Origin of the sequence: Goodfellowiella coeruleoviolacea, assembly GCF_024171785.1 — a bacterium.
In the GTDB taxonomy this organism is placed as follows: domain Bacteria; phylum Actinomycetota; class Actinomycetes; order Mycobacteriales; family Pseudonocardiaceae; genus Goodfellowiella; species Goodfellowiella coeruleoviolacea.
Map to the genome: position 1 here is coordinate 231,583 of NZ_JAMTCK010000002.1, position 17,077 is coordinate 248,659.

At 70.9% G+C, this 17,077-nt stretch carries 12 protein-coding genes; 8 read left to right on the forward strand and 4 right to left on the reverse strand.

All coding sequences use genetic code 11. From position 1 onward, the window contains the following. Positions 1-112 precede the first annotated feature (112 nt). The 3 genes from LX83_RS04470 to LX83_RS04480 all read left to right on the forward strand — a co-directional run bounded on the left by LX83_RS04470 (position 113) and on the right by LX83_RS04480 (position 6,815). Entirely contained in the window at positions 113-2,338 is a 2,226-nt protein-coding gene (locus LX83_RS04470; RefSeq protein WP_253767326.1) for an exo-alpha-sialidase, read from the forward strand. 174 nt (positions 2,339-2,512) lie between these two features. Continuing rightward, positions 2,513-3,568 (forward strand): MsnO8 family LLM class oxidoreductase, encoded by a 1,056-nt coding sequence (locus LX83_RS04475; protein ID WP_253767329.1) that lies wholly within the window; start codon positions 2,513-2,515, stop codon positions 3,566-3,568. Positions 3,569-5,687: 2,119 nt separating this feature from the next. Beyond that, on the forward strand, positions 5,688-6,815 hold the full coding sequence (locus LX83_RS04480; protein ID WP_253767332.1) for an AfsR/SARP family transcriptional regulator: 1,128 nt from the start codon (positions 5,688-5,690) through the stop codon (positions 6,813-6,815). Positions 6,816-7,094: 279 nt separating this feature from the next. Here the strand turns inward: LX83_RS04480 and LX83_RS04485 are convergent, their stop codons facing one another. From LX83_RS04485 to LX83_RS04495, 3 genes are all read right to left on the reverse strand, one after another. Further along, complete coding sequence (locus LX83_RS04485; protein ID WP_253767334.1) at positions 7,095-7,685, reverse strand: NAD(P)/FAD-dependent oxidoreductase; 591 nt, start codon at positions 7,683-7,685, stop codon at positions 7,095-7,097. Between the two features lie 608 nt (positions 7,686-8,293). Beyond that, positions 8,294-9,703, reverse strand: coding sequence for a glycoside hydrolase family 43 protein (locus tag LX83_RS04490; RefSeq protein WP_253767336.1), 1,410 nt, complete (start codon positions 9,701-9,703; stop codon positions 8,294-8,296). Between the two features lie 280 nt (positions 9,704-9,983). Next, on the reverse strand, positions 9,984-10,838 hold the full coding sequence (locus LX83_RS04495; protein WP_253767338.1) for an SDR family oxidoreductase: 855 nt from the start codon (positions 10,836-10,838) through the stop codon (positions 9,984-9,986). A 103-nt stretch (positions 10,839-10,941) separates the two neighbouring features. Here LX83_RS04495 and LX83_RS04500 point away from each other — a divergent pair, with 103 nt between their 5' ends. After that, on the forward strand, positions 10,942-11,385 hold the full coding sequence (locus LX83_RS04500; RefSeq protein WP_253767340.1) for a winged helix-turn-helix transcriptional regulator: 444 nt from the start codon (positions 10,942-10,944) through the stop codon (positions 11,383-11,385). Between the two features lie 39 nt (positions 11,386-11,424). On the opposite strand, the gene LX83_RS04505 is transcribed toward LX83_RS04500, so the two are convergent. Then, positions 11,425-12,375, reverse strand: coding sequence for a LysR family transcriptional regulator (locus LX83_RS04505; protein ID WP_253767342.1), 951 nt, complete (start codon positions 12,373-12,375; stop codon positions 11,425-11,427). Positions 12,376-12,460: 85 nt separating this feature from the next. On the opposite strand from LX83_RS04505, the gene LX83_RS04510 reads away from it, so the two are divergent. Genes LX83_RS04510 through LX83_RS04525 form a run of 4 tightly spaced genes read left to right on the forward strand, consistent with a single transcriptional unit; the run spans position 12,461 to position 17,010 of the window. Then, entirely contained in the window at positions 12,461-13,744 is a 1,284-nt protein-coding gene (locus LX83_RS04510) for a CitMHS family transporter (RefSeq protein WP_253767344.1), read from the forward strand. Between the two features lie 32 nt (positions 13,745-13,776). After that, the gene (locus LX83_RS04515) at positions 13,777-15,144 is read left to right on the forward strand and encodes an acyclic terpene utilization AtuA family protein (RefSeq protein WP_253767346.1); all 1,368 of its coding nucleotides are present in this window, start codon (positions 13,777-13,779) and stop codon (positions 15,142-15,144) included. Then, entirely contained in the window at positions 15,125-15,448 is a 324-nt protein-coding gene (locus tag LX83_RS04520) for an AtuA-related protein (protein WP_253767348.1), read from the forward strand. The genes LX83_RS04515 and LX83_RS04520 overlap by 20 nt, the downstream gene beginning before the upstream one ends. Then, positions 15,445-17,010: a CocE/NonD family hydrolase gene (locus LX83_RS04525; RefSeq protein ID WP_253767350.1), complete on the forward strand. Its 1,566-nt coding sequence runs from the start codon at positions 15,445-15,447 to the stop codon at positions 17,008-17,010. Before LX83_RS04520 ends, LX83_RS04525 begins: the two co-directional genes overlap by 4 nt. Positions 17,011-17,077: the final 67 nt, after the last annotated feature.

The window sequence follows — 17,077 nt, forward strand, 5'->3', positions numbered from 1 at the left end:
ACACACTTCCCTACTAAACAAATTTTAAGTGGGAAATTAACTTACCGCCCGCTCGGGTGGTGTGCGCACCGGGCCGATTGTCCCGTCAGGACCGAGAAACGGAGAGACCCAGGTGAGACCAGCAAGACGACCAGGCGGCCGGGCCGCTGCGCTGTGCGCGCTCGCGGCCGCGGCGATCGTCGGTGCTGCCGGAACCGTCGGCGCGGCCGGCGAGTCCACCGGCCAGACCCTCCAGGTGACCCCGGCCTCGCTGGCGAACACCGTGCTGTTCAGCGAGAACACCCAGGGATACGAGTGCTTCCGCATTCCCGCGGTCATCCAGGCGAACAACGGCACCCTGTTCGCCTTCGCCGAAGCCCGCAAGGGCGGCGCCACCTTCTGCAACGACAAGGGCGACATCGACCTGGTCTACCGGCGCTCCACCGACGGTGGAAAGACCTGGGAGAGCACCAAGGTGCTGCTCGACGGCAACGGTGACGTCCGGGGCAACCCGGTGCCGATCCTGGACGAGCGGACCGGGCGCCTGGTGCTGCTGACCACCTGGCAGTGCGTGAAGACCGCGGCCTGTGGCCGCCGGCCGCACGTGCAGTACAGCGACGACAACGGCGCCACCTGGTCGCAGCCCAAGGAACTGACCAAGGAACTGGGCTTCTCCAGCGCGCCGTCCTGGCTGGCCACCGGGCCCGTGCACGGCATCCAGCTCAGCCGGGGCGCGCACGCCGGCCGGCTGGTCGCCGGCATCAACTACTCGGCCAGTGGCGGCCCGGCCGGAGGGCTGATCTACAGCGACGACTCCGGCGCCACCTGGCACTTGGGCGCCACCGACATCCGCACCGACGGCACCAGCGTCAACCCGCAGGAGGTCAGCGTCGTCGAACTCACCGACGGCCGGGTCCTGGCCGCCGCGCGCAACCAGGCCAACAACGACGACAAGTGCCTCGCGGACGGCCAGCGCAACCGCCTCCAGGCGATCAGCTCCGACGGCGGCGCCACCTTCTCGCAGAAGTTCACCTTCCAACCCGACCTGATCACCCCGATCGTGGAGGCGTCGACGCTGCGGCTGCGCGCGACCGACGCGGGCGACAAGTACAACCGCATCCTGTTCGCCGGACCGTCCACATGCGACCGTCGCAAGCAGCTGAACATCCGCTCCTCCTTCGACGAGGGCGCCAACTGGCAGAGCGTGACCCAGGGCACCATGGTCTGGGACCTGGACGCGGCCTACTCGGACATGGTGCAGCTGAACAACGGCGACATCGGCATCCTCTACGAGAGCGGCCCCACGGGCAACGCCAACCAGACCATCCGGTGGTCCTCGTTGACCGAGTCCACCCTCGGCCTGCCCGACGGCAGCACCAGCGGCCTGCCGGTGACCCCGGACTCCTCACCGCACGCCAACGACGCCTACCTGCGCGGCGGCCCCACGCTGACGACCGGGAAGTTCGGCAGGGCGCTCTCGCTCGACGGCTCTGACGACTACGTCCAGCTGCCCTTCGCCGAGACACTGGCCACCGGCAGCGCCGACTTCACCTGGACCGGCTGGTTCAACTACGGCAGCAGCACCGCCAGCCAGTCCCTGCTGTGGGCCTACAACCAGGGCGACGGCTACTCCCAGGTGTGGCTGCGCGCCGAGCCGGGCAGCAGCCGCATCCGCGCGCACGTGGAGAACGGCCCGTCCGGCTACGTCAACGTGGACACCACCAAGGCGTACAACGACAAGCAGTGGCACCACTTCGCGCTGCAGCGTTCCGGCGGCACGGTCACCCTCTACATCGACGGCGCCAAGGCGGCCTCGGCGTCGGGCCTGCAGAACTCGGTGAGCCCGGGGCGGCCCTTCCAGATCCACCTCGGGCAGCGGCTGGACGGCCAGTTCCGGCTGAAGGGCGCGCTGGACGAGGTGCGGCTGTACAACCGCGCGCTGAGCGCGAGCGAGATCAGCGGCCTGCACTCCGCCAACACCGCGATCGCCAACGGGCTGCGGCTGGACCTGGACTTCGACGCGACCAGCGCGGCCAACACCCACACGGCCCAGTCGGTGTGCGGCGCCGGCTACCAGTACGTCGCGTCGAGCGCGCTGGGTGCTGACGGCACCGTCTACCTGATGCGCAACCCGGGCACCGGGGAGAACTGCGTGACCACGATCAAGCGGACCTCGGTGGGCGCGGCCAGTGCCGTGTCCGCCTACCTGGAGGTGGCCGGCGAGACCAGGGCCACCGACTCGGGCAACTTCTCCTACTACGCCGGGCCGATCCGCAAGGCCGCCGCCGGCAAGTGCGTCAAGTGGGGCGGTTCGGCCGGTTCCGTCAGCTACGACAGCCCCACGGAGTACTGCGGCTGACCACGCCCCGGCCCGGCCAGGCGGCCACCAGCCGGCAGGCTGGTCGGTCGGTCGGTCGGTCGCGGCGCGGTCGTCGGCGGGAGTCCCCACCCCCGGGGCTCCCGCCGATGTGTCCCAGCCAACGTGTCCCAGCCGGACACCGCGCGGGAATCACCGTCGACCACGCGCGTTGACATGGGTGTGACACCCTCGGCAAGCACCACGTTCGCGGTCCCGTTCTCCGTGCTGGACCGCTCAAGCACCAGGCGCGGGCAGGCCACACCCCAGGCGCTGCGCGACACGGTCCGGTTCGCCCAGCAGGCCGAAGCACTGGGATACCACCGGTTCTGGGTGTCCGAACACCACAGTGTTCCCGGCGTGGCCGGTTCGGCACCCACCGTGCTCGCCGCCGCCATCGCCGCGGCCACCACCCGCATCCGGGTGGGCACCGGCGGTGTGATGCTGCCCAACCACCAGCCGATCGTGGTGGCCGAACAGTTCGGGGTCCTGGAATCCCTGTACCCAGGCCGGATCGACATGGGACTGGGTCGCTCCGTGGGCTTCACCAGTGGCGTCCGCCGCGCGCTCGGCCACGACCGGGACGCCGCCGAGCGCTTTCCCGCCCAGCTGACCGAACTGCTCGGCTACTTCACCGGCCAGCAGCGGAGCCACCCGGGTGTGCACGCCTGGCCCGCCGAGGGGCTGAGCGTGCCGGTGTTCGTGCTGGCCACCGGAGCCGGCGCCGAGACCGCGGCGGACTTCGGCCTGCCCCTGGTGATCGCGCCCGTGGGCGGCCAGGACCGGATGCTGGGGATCATCGACGGCTACCGGGCGCGGTTCCAGCCGTCACCGTGGTCGGCGCGGCCCTACGTGGTCGTCTCCACCACCGTGGCCGTGGCGCGCACCACCGCGCAGGCCTGGCGGCTGCTGGTGCCCGAGGCGTGGTCGACCGCGTATTCCCGCGTGCACGGCGTGTTCCCGCCGCTGTCCCCGGCCGAGGACGTGCTCTCGCTGCCGATGAGCGAGCGCGAGCGGACCCTGTTCGAGCAGGCCATGGACGGACAGGTGCACGGCACCGAGGACGAGGTCGGCGCCGCCCTGGAGACGCTGCTGCGCCGCAGCGCCGCCGACGAGATCCTGGTGACTACCAGCACCTTCGACCGGGGACAGATGCTGGACTCCTACCGCGCGCTGGCGCGTCTGGCGGGCTTGGTCGGCGCCGACCGGTCAGGTGTTGGCGTGGGTGGGTGATGGGCCGCTGGTGGGATGGACGATGAGGTGCTCTTCGCCTGTTCGGGATGCCGTTGGCGCTCCGCGCCGGCACCCACGGGAGGGAAGCAGGCGCGTGGCCACTGCAGTGCCGACAACAGCGGCCGGCCGCACTCGCTGACCGGTTACCGGTCTGTCCTCTCCGTCGTGGCGTCGCGCCGCCGGTCGGGCCGGCCACCACCTTCTTGGTCCTCAGTGGATTCGTGCTCACCTGGTCGCTGATCCTGCTGGTGGTCGCGGGTGATGTGGGTCATCCCGATCAGGTGCAGTGCGAAGCAGCAGCACGGGTGAGCCCGTGCCAGTGGGGGCGCGGCTTGTTGCGTCGCCGGCGACGTGTCGACCACGCCAGCGGAGCGGTGGACGGGCCACTGAGCCGGAGCCTGCTTCGGTTGTCCCAAGTGGACAGAGGAGCCCGCTGGACTTCGAGGCGGTTGTCGCCCCGAACCTGCGCTGGACGGTTCGGCGCGGGGCCGGACGGTTCGGCGCAGGCATGCCGTCGCCACCGACATGCCGTCGCCACCGAACTCGGCGCGACGTTCGACCGAGTAGTGGTTCGTGGTCTGGGTGGCACCTGCTCTGGACTCGGTCTGGTGATGCGGTGACCGCTCGATGGGTTGGGGTTTGACCCGGTCGCGCTTTCGGCTGGCGTTGCGCGGAGCGGTGGGGTGTGCGGCCTTGATCTTTCGCACCGGTTTGCGGGAGTTCGACTGGGCGGCGATTCCTGGACGCGGACGTCGTTGTGTCGAAAACGTGGCTGGCGTCCCGCGTGTGCAGGTCGAGGTGGAAGACCCGGTGGCTGCGAAATGCGACGGCTTCCCGAATAGTTCGAGCAGTTCCTGTGGAGCATGGTTCTCGCGCGCACCACGATGATCGGCCGGGCTGGTGATCGAGGGAACGGTGTTCCGGCGGATAAGCGTTACCTGCGGGTCGATGGCGGGTAAGAGGAGGTAACGGTGTTGGTGGACGCGCTGAGTGCGAGCGGACGGTGAATTGCGCACTGCGGGGGCGGCGTCGGATTGACCGGTGAGGTGCCGGCCTGGACGGTCGGGCCTGCTGGTGCTCGAACCTCCGGTGGTCAGCCCCCCACCCACCACGGGGGGCGAGCCCCGCTCCAGCCTATCGGCGGGTGGGGCGGAACGGTAGAGCGGCGGGCGGGCCTGTGGATAACCCCGCGGCCTGTGGACAACGCGGGTACGGCGCGGCTGTGGTGCGGGTGTGGTGTCGGGGAACGGGAGTAGCATGCCGCCTCCGCCGCCCAGATCGGTTCCGCGGACCGCACGGTTGCGGAACCAACCGATGAGGTGCGAGTGGTGACGGCGCTGTGGTGTGGGTGCCGCGGGTTGATGTTGCGCTGGCCACCTGGTTTTCCGGCCTGCTGGCGAGTGGGGGTATTTCCTGGCCGGTCGGGGACGGATTGTTGGGCCTTCCTCGGTGAGCGGGAAATGTGGTGAGCACGTGACACGGGGGCGGCCGAGATGGTGGACCGCCTTGCCGCTGTTCAGTTTCCACTATTTCTCTGTTCGGTTGGGGACTCCTTGTCCGAGTCACTCTGCAGACACTGGGGGAAGCGGGGGTGAATAGTGCGCGGTGAGGTGGGTGCTCTCGGGGCGGTGGGAAACGGGGCGGGCTGCTCCGGGTCAAGTGTCCTGATTGGATGATGTGGGCGCGCGGTAGTTGATTCCACTTCTGATGGCCTGGGTCGCCGGGCGGTGCGCCAGTTGACGCGTGTGTCCGCAGTGTCGAGTGCGCCAGTTGCGCCGGTCGCACCACGCGTGACCTCAGTGTTCGTCTGTCGGAAGGCAAAACTTCCCGGGTATGCGGGCCGTTTGAATGCGGGAGTTCGGCCGCTTTCTGGGTGATGACAACGCTGCCGAGATTGACGCCTCCGGTGTGCTCGGGTTTACTCGCGATTGAAAACCTGAAGGAGGGTCTTGTCGTTCGTTGTGATTTGAGAATACGAGAGGACACTATGCGGTTTCACCTGCTCGGATCCTTGGAAGTCGTCGAGGATGGCGTGTCCGTGCCGCTTGGCGGTGTGAAGCAGCGTGCGACGCTTGGGTTCTTGTTGTTGCACGCAAATCGTGTGGTTGCGACAAGTCAGGTGCTGAAGGCTTTGTGGCCCAGCGACGCACCGCCGACGGCCAGGAAGATGCTGCAGAACGCGGTGGCGGGCGTGCGCCGGCTGCTCGCGACGGACCACACCGCCGGGCGGCCGACCGCGCTGTTGACCCACGCTCCGGGATATCTGCTCCGCGTCGAGCCGGAATGCGTTGACGTGCACCACTTCCGCTGCCTGGCGGAGAAGGGGCGGGCCGAACTGGCGGCCGGTTCGTGGGAACTCGCCGCGCGGTCGTTGCGCGGGGCACTGGCGCTGTGGCGCGGGCCCGCCCTGGCGGACCTGGTGGAGAAGGGTGTTTCCTGGCCGGCGCTGGCCGCGGTGCAGGACCGCCGGCTGGGCGCGCTGGAGAACTGCTTCGACGCGGAGTTGGCCTGTGGACGGCACTACGAGATCGTTGGCGAACTGGAGGCGCTGATCGAGGCCGAACCGCTGCGTGAGCGGCTGTACGGCCAACTCATGATCGCCCTCTACCGGTCCGGCCGGCAGGCCGACGCGCTGAGCGTGTACCAGCGCACGCACGCCGCACTGGTCGAGGGCCTTGGCATCGAGCCAGGCCCACAGCTGCAGAAACTGCAGCGCATGATCCTCGAACACGATCCGGCCCTGGCGCTCCCCCTGGTGCCGACCGCGGACGTGCGCTCGCCAGCCGAACAGCGGCCGCACACCGTGCTGAACGTCGGTCAGCGACCACCGGCCGCCCACCCCGCGCCGGTGGCGCCGGCAGCCCCGGCTCCACCCCGGCCCGCACCCGCGGCGGACCGGCCGGGCGGGGACCCGGCGGCCAACGGGACAACCACGGACCGGTTGGTGACCGCGACCGCGCGGCCGACCGCGGAACCGAGGAGTCCCGGCGGTGAGAGCAAGAGGGAACGCAAGCCGGTCACCGTGCTGCTGATGCTCGCCCGGGTCGGTCCCGGCGCCGGTGACGACGAGGACACCGAGGAAGTTGACGTGGCGCAGAGCGTGGCCACTGCCGTGCGCGACGAGATCCAGCGGTTCGGCGCGGCCGGCTGGGGCGAGGTCAGTTCGGCGTTCGTGAAGTTGTTCGACGAGGTCTTCCCAGCTGCCAACCAGCGGAGAAGCTCGGGTTCCGAGTGTGGGCACGCCTAGTCGGACCGCGGGGCCGGTCCAGCGCGGAGTGAGGACCTCGGCCGCGAGATCCTGAGCGGTGCGGCGCCCAGGCCCCGGCGGAGACTGTCCCGGCGCCCCGCTCCGCGGATCTGCGCTCGCACAGCCCACCACAATCGGCCAGGCAGGGGCACTCCCTCGAACACGGGCTCCGGTCAGTGTGTGGGCCCACGGGCCAGCTACCGCAGCGAAGCGATCTCCGGCGATCACCGCGGCCGCCGACGTCCAGGCGCGCACCCTGACCGGAGCCCTCCACCACGGTCATGTCTTCGGTTCGGCCGCGATCAGCTCGGCGTGGTCCGGGACCTTGAGTTCGGGGTACGCGGGGCGCCCGAACACCGGGGTGAACGGGGCGACGACGTCCCACCGCGGGGTGGCGCTGATCGGGTGGTGCTCGCTCCCGAAGTCGCCGTGGAGCGACCGGCCCTCGGGTGTTGTTCTGTCGAGCAGCCTGTCGACGGTGGTGGCCGGGCGTGTCCCGGTCGTCCGACCGCTGGCGGCGACGACGCAGCGGGCGTGAAGCTCGCGCTCCTGGCCGCTGTGCCGACCCCGTCTGTGTTCTGAGAAATCGGCGCGAAAGGCCTCGGAAGTGGAGAACCTGGTGCCGGCCGGGTCGATGAACTCCCCGCCGCGCCTGATCACATGTCCCTGTTCCTGAACTGCTTCCAGTAATCCGAGTCGGTCGAGCAGGGCCACCAGGTACGGCAGCATCGACTCGCCGATGTGGAATCGGGGAAAGGTTCGCCGCTCCGGCGGGACCACGGATCTGGCCGGTCTGGCCAGGGTGGCCGCGCGAACGGCACTGGCCGGTCCGCCACCGATGACCACCGCATCGATTGTGGCGTCAGTCATTGTGTACCTCCCTCGGGCGCGCCGGCTGGCGAGCGCACCGATTCGGATCAGCCGGATCAGGCCGGAGGACTCGGCCGTGGTCAACGCGGACCTCGGTGTGGGAGCCGAGCCGGCCGTCGATGTCGAGGAGACGGGTTGCGCCGATCCTTTTGTAGGTTCTCCACGAGTCAGGCCTGCGACCTTGCCTGGTCAACTCACTGTATGCGGCACACCACATCGGGGACAGGGGTGGAGTGCTAGCTTTCGGGCACCGTCGAGTAACCGCCGGTGGATAGCTGTCTGCTGGTCGGTGCATCCGCGTGTTGGCGGGGGGTGAATTGCGAAACCGCCAATTGTTCGGCCGCCGGCGATCCGGAGTTGCTGGGGAATGGGTGGGTGGTGGAATTGTGCGCTGTCCGGACCACCTTCGAATTCTGGGTGGGGATTTTCTGGTGCGGGGTGGGAGCCGTGCCCTACTCGCCCGCCACCCCGCGCCGACCCGCTCGCCGACCTGACGATCCACACGAGACAGTCCACCTGGGACACAGTGGGCATGGCTGACCACGTCGTGGTGGCCACGGAACTGCTCGACCGCGTCAGGTGGGCGTCCCGGCGCAGCGCGGGACCGGTCAGGCCCACGGCGTGGTGGCGACGAACGAACTGTCCGCGCGGAAGGTGTCGGTGTCCTGGTAGAGGTCGACCCGCAGCGCGAAGTCGTAGTGGCGCAGGTAGCGGCCCGGGTAGTTGTAGGACTCCAGGGTGAGTGAACCGCTGCTGGCTCCGGTGTGCGCGCAGAACGTGGCGTCCTGGCGGAAGGTGCTGCCGCCGTCGTCCGCGCCGAGCTGGATCCGGAAGTCGTAGTGGCGCAGGTACTGGCCGTTGGCCGCGCGCAGCGAGTAGCAGTTGGCGTCGGCCAGCCCCGGGGTGACGGTGAAGGTGGCGTCCTGTTTGGTCTGTGCCGAGCTGCTGGCGCTGACCTGCTCCAGGTAGCCGAGGTTGTCCCGGTGCCGGAGGTAGCGGTCGGGGTAGTTGGTGGACCGCAGCGAGCGCGTGGTGGCGGTGGGCAGGGACGCGCCGCCGGACACGGTTTCCTTGAGCACGGTGAAGTGCCGGGCGAACCCGGACAGCGCGGGCAGTTCGGCGGGTGGGGTCCAGGTGCGGAACCCGTCGACGCTGTCGCTGAAGAAGTACTTGCCCACGGTGTAGCCGTCGAAGTAGATCCGCCAGCCCCCGTTGTCCAGCCGCACCAGCGACTGGCCCTCCCTCGGCCCGCCCCAGCCGGCCCAGTCACCGGTGCGCTGGAAGGTGTAGGGCCCGGTGAGGCTGGCGGCGGTGGCGTACTCGATGTACTTGGTCGTCTCCTGCTTGGTGAACGCGTGGTAGGTGCCGTTCACCTTGACGATGAACGTGTCGATGTAGTTCGGGCCGATGCCGGACAGCACGGTCGGCGCGGTCCACGCGCTCAGCGCGGCGTTGGTCGCGGTCAGCTTGTAGGGCTTGAAGTCGCTGCCCGTGGTGGACAGCGACACGATGACGTTGACGCTGCCGTCGGTGTCCACGAACCACTCCGGCGCCCAGGTGTTGGCCACCCCGGACAGCGGGATGGTGTGGTTGCGCAGGAAGGTCCAGCTGAGCCGGTCGCTGCTGCGGGCGAAACCGATGGTGTTGCCGGTCCAGTTGGTGGTGTAGACGATGTAGTAGTAGCCGTCGGTGTGCCTGATGATGCTGGGGTCGCGGATCAGCCCGGACGGTGGCGTGTACGCCGGCCCCCTGCGCAGCCGGAATCCGGTGGCGTCGGGCGCCTCGTAGACGTACATGTTGGATTCGCTGCTGTTGGTGAAGGCCGTCATGGTGTAGCGGGACGTCGAGCCGGCCGGTGGGGCCGCCGCGTGCACCGGCGCTGACTGGGCTGGCGCTGACCGGGCTGGCGCTGACCGGGCAGGCGCCGACCGGGTGGGGGTGACCACGCCGGCCAGTGCGACCAGCAGCACCAGCGCCGCGTGTGCCAGGCTCCGGCGGGGGAAGGACGACAGGTTCACGGTCTGCTCCTGGGCGGACGACGCGGCGACACCGCTGCCGGCTCTTGTTCGGCCAGCGACCTGTCGTGCGTCGACACCGCGCGGAACACCCGGTGCGGGTCCGGCGCACGTGATGTGACGACGATGTTAGGAACCCGGGACGGTCCGGGATAGGGCCATGTGTACGCCAGATCCGTCGAAGTGGTTCGACTCGAACCGGGTCGATCCCGGTGTGGCTGCCGGGTGCCCGGCGGCGGTCGACCGGTGGACCGCCGCCGCCGGGCAGCACCCAGGAGAGCGGTCAGCCCTTGAGGATCTCGGCGACGGTGTCGGCCAGCGGCGTGGTCGGCCGGCCCAGGAGCGCGCTCAGGTCGCCGGGGGTGTCCGCCAGCAGACCGTTGGCGGCGTCGGTGTCGAAGGCCGCCAGCAGCTGCGCGATCGCCTCGGGCAGGCCGGCCTCGACGAGTGCGGCGCGGTACTGCTCGGCGGTCAGGTCCTGGTACGCCACCGGCCGGCCGGCCACCTCGGCGACCGTGGCGGCCAGCTCCGGGAAGGACCAGGCGGTGTCGCCGGACAGCTCGTAGACCTTGCCCTCGTGCCCGTCACCGGTGAGCACGGCGGCGGCCGCCGCCGCGTAGTCGGCGCGGGGAGCGCTGGCCACGCGGCCCTGGCCGGCGCTGCCGATGATCGTGCCCGTTGCCGCGGCCTGCTGGACGCGCTGCTCGTAGTTCTCGGTGTACCAGCCGTTGCGCAGGAAGGTGAAGGGCAGGCCGGAGGCGCGGATGACCTCCTCGGTGGCGCGGTGCTCCGGGGTCACCGTGAGGGTGGCGGTGTCGGCGTGCAGCACGCTGGTGTAGGCGAGGTGGCGCACGCCCGCGCGCACCGCGGCCTCGACCACGGCGGTGTGCTGGGCGAGGCGCTGGCCGACCTCGCTGCCGGAGATCAGCAGCACCCGGTCAGCGCCGGCGAACGCCTCGTCGAGGCTGTCGGGCTGGCCGTAGTCGGCGCGGCGGACCTGGACGCCGGCCGCGGCGAGGCCAGCGGCCTTCTCCGGGGTGCGCACGGCCGCGACGATCTGCTCGGCCGGGACCTCGGCCAGCAGGGCGTCGACCACCAGGCGGCCGAGCTGGCCGGTGGCTCCGGTAATCACGATCATCGCTGCTCTCCCGTGGTGCTGTGAAGCGGTGAGTACTAACTACAAGTTAGTACACTAGCAGTGGTTAGTGCTGTGGTGGCAACGCGGGAGGTACTGTCAGAGCATGAGCAGTCGTGCCACGCAGGCCGCGGTGCGCCGGCCGGCGGCCAAGCCGAGCGCGGCCGACCGGGACGAGGTCGGTCAACTCTGTTTCGACGTGTTCGCCAGGGCGTGCCCGTCGCGGGGAACCCTGGAACACGTGACCGGCCGCTGGGGCATCCTCGCGCTGAGCGCGCTGCTGGACGGCACCTTCCGGTTCAACGCCCTGCGCCGCCGGGTGGACGGGGTGAGCGAGAAGATGCTCGCCCAGACCCTGCAGGCGCTGGAGCGCGACGGCTTCGTGCACCGCGAGGCCCAACCCACGATCCCGCCGCACGTCGAGTACAGCCTGACCCCGCTGGGTCGGCAGACCGCCGAGAAGCTGATGGACCTCATCGAGTTCGTGGAGGCCCGGATGCCCGAGGTGCAGGCGGCGCAGGACCGCTACGACCAGGCCAGGCAGGGCTGACCGGACGGGCTGATCAGGCGGGGCCGACCGGGGTCATGGCTACTGCGGGGACGGCAGCCAGGAGGTCTCCGGCGGCAGCGGCAGCGCCCGCCGGCTGGCGTCGGTGAGCGCGTCCACGAACGCGGTGGCGGCCGGGGCCAGTGGTCGGTGCGGCGCGCGCACCACCGCGATCAGCCGGCTCGTCCGCGGCGCGCGCAGTGGGCGGTGGTCCAGCTCGGCGAACTGGGTCAGCGGCAGCACCAGGCCGGGCACCACCGACACGCCGAGGCGGGCCGCCACCAGACCGGCGACCGCGGCGATGTTGCGCGCGTCGATCACCGTGTGCGGCCGGACCCGGGCCTCGGCCATGGCCAGCTCGACGTGCTGGCGGATGCTGGTGGTGCGGTCGAAGGAGATGAACGGCTCGTCGGCCAGGTCCGCCCAGGACAGTTCCGCCAGACCGGCGAAGCGGTGGTCGCGGGGGAAGACGCAGCAGAACTGGTCGGTGGCCACCGGGCTGACGTCCAGGTCGTCCAGGGGCTGGGCGAGCGCGGACACCACGGTGACCGCCAGATCCACCGCGCCGGACCGCACCCGGTCGAGCACCTCGTCGGCCAGTGCGTCCTCAATGGACAGCTCGACGCGGTTGTGCCGCCTGCGGTAGGCCGAGATCACCGGGGGCAGCAGGATCGCGGCCAGCGAGGGCAGGGCGGCGATCCGCACCTGGCCGCGGTGCCCGTCCAGGAATCCGGAGAAGTGCCGCAGGTTCGCGTCGAACGCGTCCGTGGTGGCGCGCGCGATCGCCACGAACTCGCGTCCCTCGGCCGTGGGCACCAGCCGGCGGGTGGTGCGCTCGAACAGGGTGACGCCGAGCCGGCGTTCGACCTCCAACACGGTCCGGCTGAGCGAGGACTGCGCCAGCCGCAGCTGCTCGGCGGCGGCGGTGAAGCTGCCCGCGTCGTGCACCGCGATGACGACCCGGAGTTGCTGAATGGTCAGGTCCATGCGCATCGGGCATCAATCTATCGAACTTCAATGCTTGACCGCCATAGGTGCAGGAATTCACAGTGGGCGCACTCACCACCGGAGGTCAACGATGCTCGCCGTGAGTGGCTTCCTCACGATCGCCCTGTTCCTCGCCGCCGTGCTGTCCCGGCGGGTGTCGGTGCTGGTCGCCCTGACCGTGCTGCCCGTGCTCGCCGCGCTGCTCACCGGGTTCGGCGGCCAACTCGACACGCTGATCGGCAAGGGGCTGACCACGGTCACCCCGGTCGCCATCATGATCACCTTCGCGGTGCTGTACTTCAGCCTGATGGTCGACGCCGGCCTGTTCGATCCCGCGGTCAGCCGGATCCTGCGGTGGGCCAAGGGCGATCCGCTGAAGATCACCGTCGGCACCGCCGTGCTCACCCTGCTGGTGGCCCTGGACGGCGACGGCGCCTCCACCTTCCTGATCACCGTGTCCGCCCTGCTGCCGATCTACCGGCGGCTGGGCATGCGCCGGATCGTGCTGGCCGGCGTGGTCTGCCTGGGCGCCGGCGTGATGAACCTGGTGCCCTGGGGCGGGCCGACCGCCAGGGCGATGGCCGCGCTGCACCTGGACAGCTCCGCCCTGTTCACCCCGGTGCTGCCCGCGTTCGCCGCCGGGGTCGTCTGGGTGCTCGTGGCCGCGTTCCTCATCGGACGCGGTGAGCGCCGCCGGCTGGGGGTGATCGAGGTCGACGACATCGCCGCCCCGCCGGAGCGCGACCAGCCGGCCCGGCTCCAGCGGGTGCGGTTCTGGTTCAACGTGCTGCTCACCCTGGCGCTGGTCGCGGCGCTGCTGACCCAGGTGGCCAAGCTGGAGGTCGTCTTCGTCCTCGCGTTCGTCGTCGCCGTGCTGGCCAACCGGCCCAGCTGGGCGGCGCAGCAGAAGCTGCTGGAGAAGCACGGCCACAACGTCGTCCTGGTGACCACCATGATCTTCGCCGCCGGCGTGTTCACCGGAATCCTCAACGGCACCGGCATGATCGAGGCCATGGCCCGCGCCCTGGTCGGGATCATCCCGGACGGGCTGGCCGGGGCGCTGCCGGTGATCGTCGCGATCACCGCGATGCCGCTGAGCCTGGTGTTCACCCCGGACGCCTACTACTTCGGGGTGCTGCCGGTGCTCGCGGAGACCGCCGCGGCCTTCGGCGGCAGCGCGGCCGAGATCGGCAGGGCGGCCATCCTCGGCCAGATGACCACCGGTTTCCCGCTGAGCCCGCTGACCGCGTCCACCTTCATCCTGATCGGGATGAGCGGCGTGGACCTGGGCGAGCACCAGCGGTTCATCTTCAAGTGGGCGTTCGGCACCAGCGTGGTGATGACCATCGCGGCACTGGCCACCGGTGCGATCTGACGCCTGAGGGCACAACCTGGAACGGAAAGCGGATGAGCACACCACGCACGCGCATCGGCAGCGGCGCGGGTTTCGCCGGAGACCGCGTCGAACCAGCCGTCGACCTGCTGAACCGGGCACGACTCGACGATCTCGTGCTGGAATGCCTTGCCGAACGGACCATCGCGCTCGGTCAGCAGCGCCGGCTGGCCGATCCGGACACCGGCTACGACCCCAGACTGCTGGACCGCTTCGAGCGACTGCTGCCCATCGCCACCGCGCGGGGCGTGCGGGTGGTGACCAACATGGGCGCGGCCAACCCGATCGCGGCCGGCGCCCAGACCAGGCGGCTGCTCGACCGGATCGGCTCGCCCGCCACGGTCGCGGCGGTGACCGGCGACGACGTGCTGGCCAGCCTGGACCTGGACGCCCCCGCGCTGGAGGACGGACGACCGCTGCGCGCGCACGGCGAGATCGTGTCGGCCAACGCCTACCTGGGCGCGGACGCGATCTGGCCGGCACTGGACGCCGGCGCCGACGTCGTGGTCACCGGCCGGGTCGCGGACCCGTCGCTGTTCCTGGCGCCGCTGGCGCACCGGCTCGGCTGGGACCTGGCCGATCCCGCGTCCGCCGCGGCCGGCACGGTCGTGGGCCACCTGCTGGAGTGCGCCGGCCAGCTCACCGGCGGGTACTTCGCCGACCCCGGCTACAAGGACGTGCCCGGCCTGGCCGAGTTGGGTTTCCCCTTCGCCGACGTGACCGGGGACGGCACGGCCAGGCTGGGCAAGCTGCCCGACACCGGCGGCCTGCTCTCCCGGGCGACCGTGCGCGAACAACTGCTGTACGAGATCACCGACCCCGGCGCCTACCACACCCCGGACGTCGTCCTCGACCTGCGCCAGCTCGCCGTGACCGAGCAGGGCCGGGACGCGGTGCTGGTCACCGGCGCGGTGGGGCGGCCACGCCCGGACCGGCTCAAGGTCAGCGTCGGCTACCGGGCCGGCCACCGCGTCGAGGCGGAGATCTCCTACGTGGGCCCCAACGCCGACCGCCGCGCCGTGCTGGCCGGTGAGGTCGTGGCCGCAAGGCTGGCCGGCACCGGGCTGGCACCCCGGATCGAGGTGCACGGCGCGGTGCCGGTGGCCGCCAGCCAGGGCGCCGCCATCCCGGTCGGCTGGGCCGAGGACGCACCCGTTCCGGAGTGCCGGCTGCGGGTCGCCGCGCTCAGCCACGACCGCGCCCTGGTCGAGACCGTCGGACACGAGGTGGAGGCGCTCTACACCAACGGCCCGGCCGGCGGTGGTGGTGTGCGGGTGCGCTCCGGCGAGGTGATCGGGATCGTGTCCACCCTGATCCCGCGGAGCAGCGTGCGTCCCGCGGTGACCCTGATGGAGGCTGCCGATGCGCGTCCTACTGCATGAGCTGGCGCACTGCCGTGCCGGCGACAAGGGCAACACCGCGACCCTGTCGGTGTTCCCCTACGACGACGCCGACTACCCGCTGCTGGTGCGCGAGCTGACCGCCGACCGGGTGCGCGCCCACCTGGCCAGCCACGTCGGCGGCGAGGTGGTGCGCTACGAGCTGCCCAACCTGGTGGCCCTGCACTTCGTGTGCCACCAGGTCGTCGACGGCGGGGTCACCACCTCCCTGGCGCTGGACACCCACGGCAAAACGCTCAGTTCCCGACTGCTGTCCCTGCCCCTGGACCTGGAGGACCGCCGATGAGGACGCTGTCCGTCCTGCTGGCCGCGCTCACCGCCACCGCACTGGTCACCGCGCCCGCCGCCACCGCCCAACCCGAGGAACGCGGCACCGGCCGGTCGGCGCTGACCGACCCGTTCTTCAGCTACGACCGACCAGCCCGGTACGGGGTGCACACCGAACGGGTCCGGGTGCCGCTGCGCGACGGCAGCCACCTGGCCTGCGACCTGCACCGCCCAGCCGACGAGCAGGGCCGGCCAGCACCGGGGCGGTTTCCCGGCATCGTCTACGACTACAACGCCTACGACCAGCTGACCCAGTTGGGGCAGGCGGCCAGCTTCCTCGTCACCCGGGGCTACGTCGCGGCGGTGTGCAACGCCCGGGGCTCCGGGGACTCGCCCGGCCGGCTCGACCCGTTCAGCGCGCAGGAACAGCGGGACAACTACGACCTGATCGAGTGGCTGGCGGTCCAACCGTGGTCCACCGGCCGCATCGGACAGTCCGGGGTCAGCTACGGCGGCCACTCGGCACTGCTGGTCGCGGTGAACAAACCGCCGCACCTGGCCGCGATCATCCCGGTCAACGGCATCAGCGACTGGTACGAGAACACCATCTACCGGGGCGGGATCTACTCGGCGCGCATCCGCGACTGGCAGGCGAGCACCGCGCCCGACACCCTGGTCACCTATCCGCAGCACCCGTTCTACGACGACTTCTGGCGCGAGCGCAGCGTCAAGGCCCGCTGGAGCGAGCTGGACGTGCCCGTGCTGGAGATCAGCGGCTGGTACGACCGCTACCGGGACGGGATGGTGCAGAACTTCCAGGCGCGCACCGCCAACACCTGGCTGGTGTCCGGTCCGTGGCAGCACGGCATGCCGGCCGGGCAGTACGCCGACATCGGCACCGGCGGCTACCTGGCCTGGTGGGACCACTGGCTGGCCGGCGACAGCGCCGCGCCGCTGCCCAGGGCCAAGGTGACCTCCTACGAGATCCCCGGACCCGGGGCGGGGGCCGGCTGGCGGCAGTACGACAGCTGGCCCCCGGCCGGCGCCGAGCAGACCACGCTGGCCCTGACCGCGGACGCGCGGCTGGCCGTCGGCGCCGGCCGGCCGGGCACCGGGCGGTTCGCGGTCAACACCGAGCCGGCCGCGGACGAACCGGGCGAGCGACTGGAGTTCCAGACCACGCCGCTGCGCCGGGACGTGGTGCTCGCCGGCGGTGTGCAAGCCAGCATCCGCGCCTCGTTCACCGGTCCGGACGGCAACATCGCGGTGGTGCTGGAGGACGTCGCGCCGGACGGGACCGCCAGCCGCATCACCCAGGGCTGGCTCAAGGCCAGCCACCGCTCCGGTGACCAGGGCGCGGCCCCGGTGCGGCCCGGCGTGACCTACGACCTGCCGGTGCACCTGTGGCCGACGCACTACCGGCTGGCCGCCGGTCACGTGCTGCGGGTGCGGGTGTCCAGCAGCGACTACCCGGAGATCGACTCGGACGCGCCGGCCGGAACCGTCAGCGTCCGCCTCGGCGCGGCCGGATCGCTGATCCGCGTCACCGCGCTCGGCGGTGTCGGCCGCGCGCTGGCCTGAGCCGGGGCCGGGCCGCTCCCGTCCACTGTGGCGTCCTCGTCCACGTGGAGCAGGAGCGGCCCGGCGC

What these genes read in the sequence shown, in the direction of transcription:
- LX83_RS04520 (WP_253767348.1), top strand. Translation starts at nt 15,125, where the DNA reads ATGCGCGTCCTACTGCATGAGCTGGCGCACTGCCGTGCCGGCGACAAG.
- LX83_RS04475 (WP_253767329.1), top strand. Translation starts at nt 2,513, where the DNA reads ATGGGTGTGACACCCTCGGCAAGCACCACGTTCGCGGTCCCGTTCTCC.
- LX83_RS04495 (WP_253767338.1), bottom strand. Translation starts at nt 10,838, where the DNA reads ATGATCGTGATTACCGGAGCCACCGGCCAGCTCGGCCGCCTGGTGGTC.
- LX83_RS04525 (WP_253767350.1), top strand. Translation starts at nt 15,445, where the DNA reads ATGAGGACGCTGTCCGTCCTGCTGGCCGCGCTCACCGCCACCGCACTG.
- LX83_RS04505 (WP_253767342.1), bottom strand. Translation starts at nt 12,375, where the DNA reads ATGCGCATGGACCTGACCATTCAGCAACTCCGGGTCGTCATCGCGGTG.
- LX83_RS04500 (WP_253767340.1), top strand. Translation starts at nt 10,942, where the DNA reads ATGAGCAGTCGTGCCACGCAGGCCGCGGTGCGCCGGCCGGCGGCCAAG.
- LX83_RS04510 (WP_253767344.1), top strand. Translation starts at nt 12,461, where the DNA reads ATGCTCGCCGTGAGTGGCTTCCTCACGATCGCCCTGTTCCTCGCCGCC.
- LX83_RS04485 (WP_253767334.1), bottom strand. Translation starts at nt 7,685, where the DNA reads ATGACTGACGCCACAATCGATGCGGTGGTCATCGGTGGCGGACCGGCC.
- LX83_RS04515 (WP_253767346.1), top strand. Translation starts at nt 13,777, where the DNA reads ATGAGCACACCACGCACGCGCATCGGCAGCGGCGCGGGTTTCGCCGGA.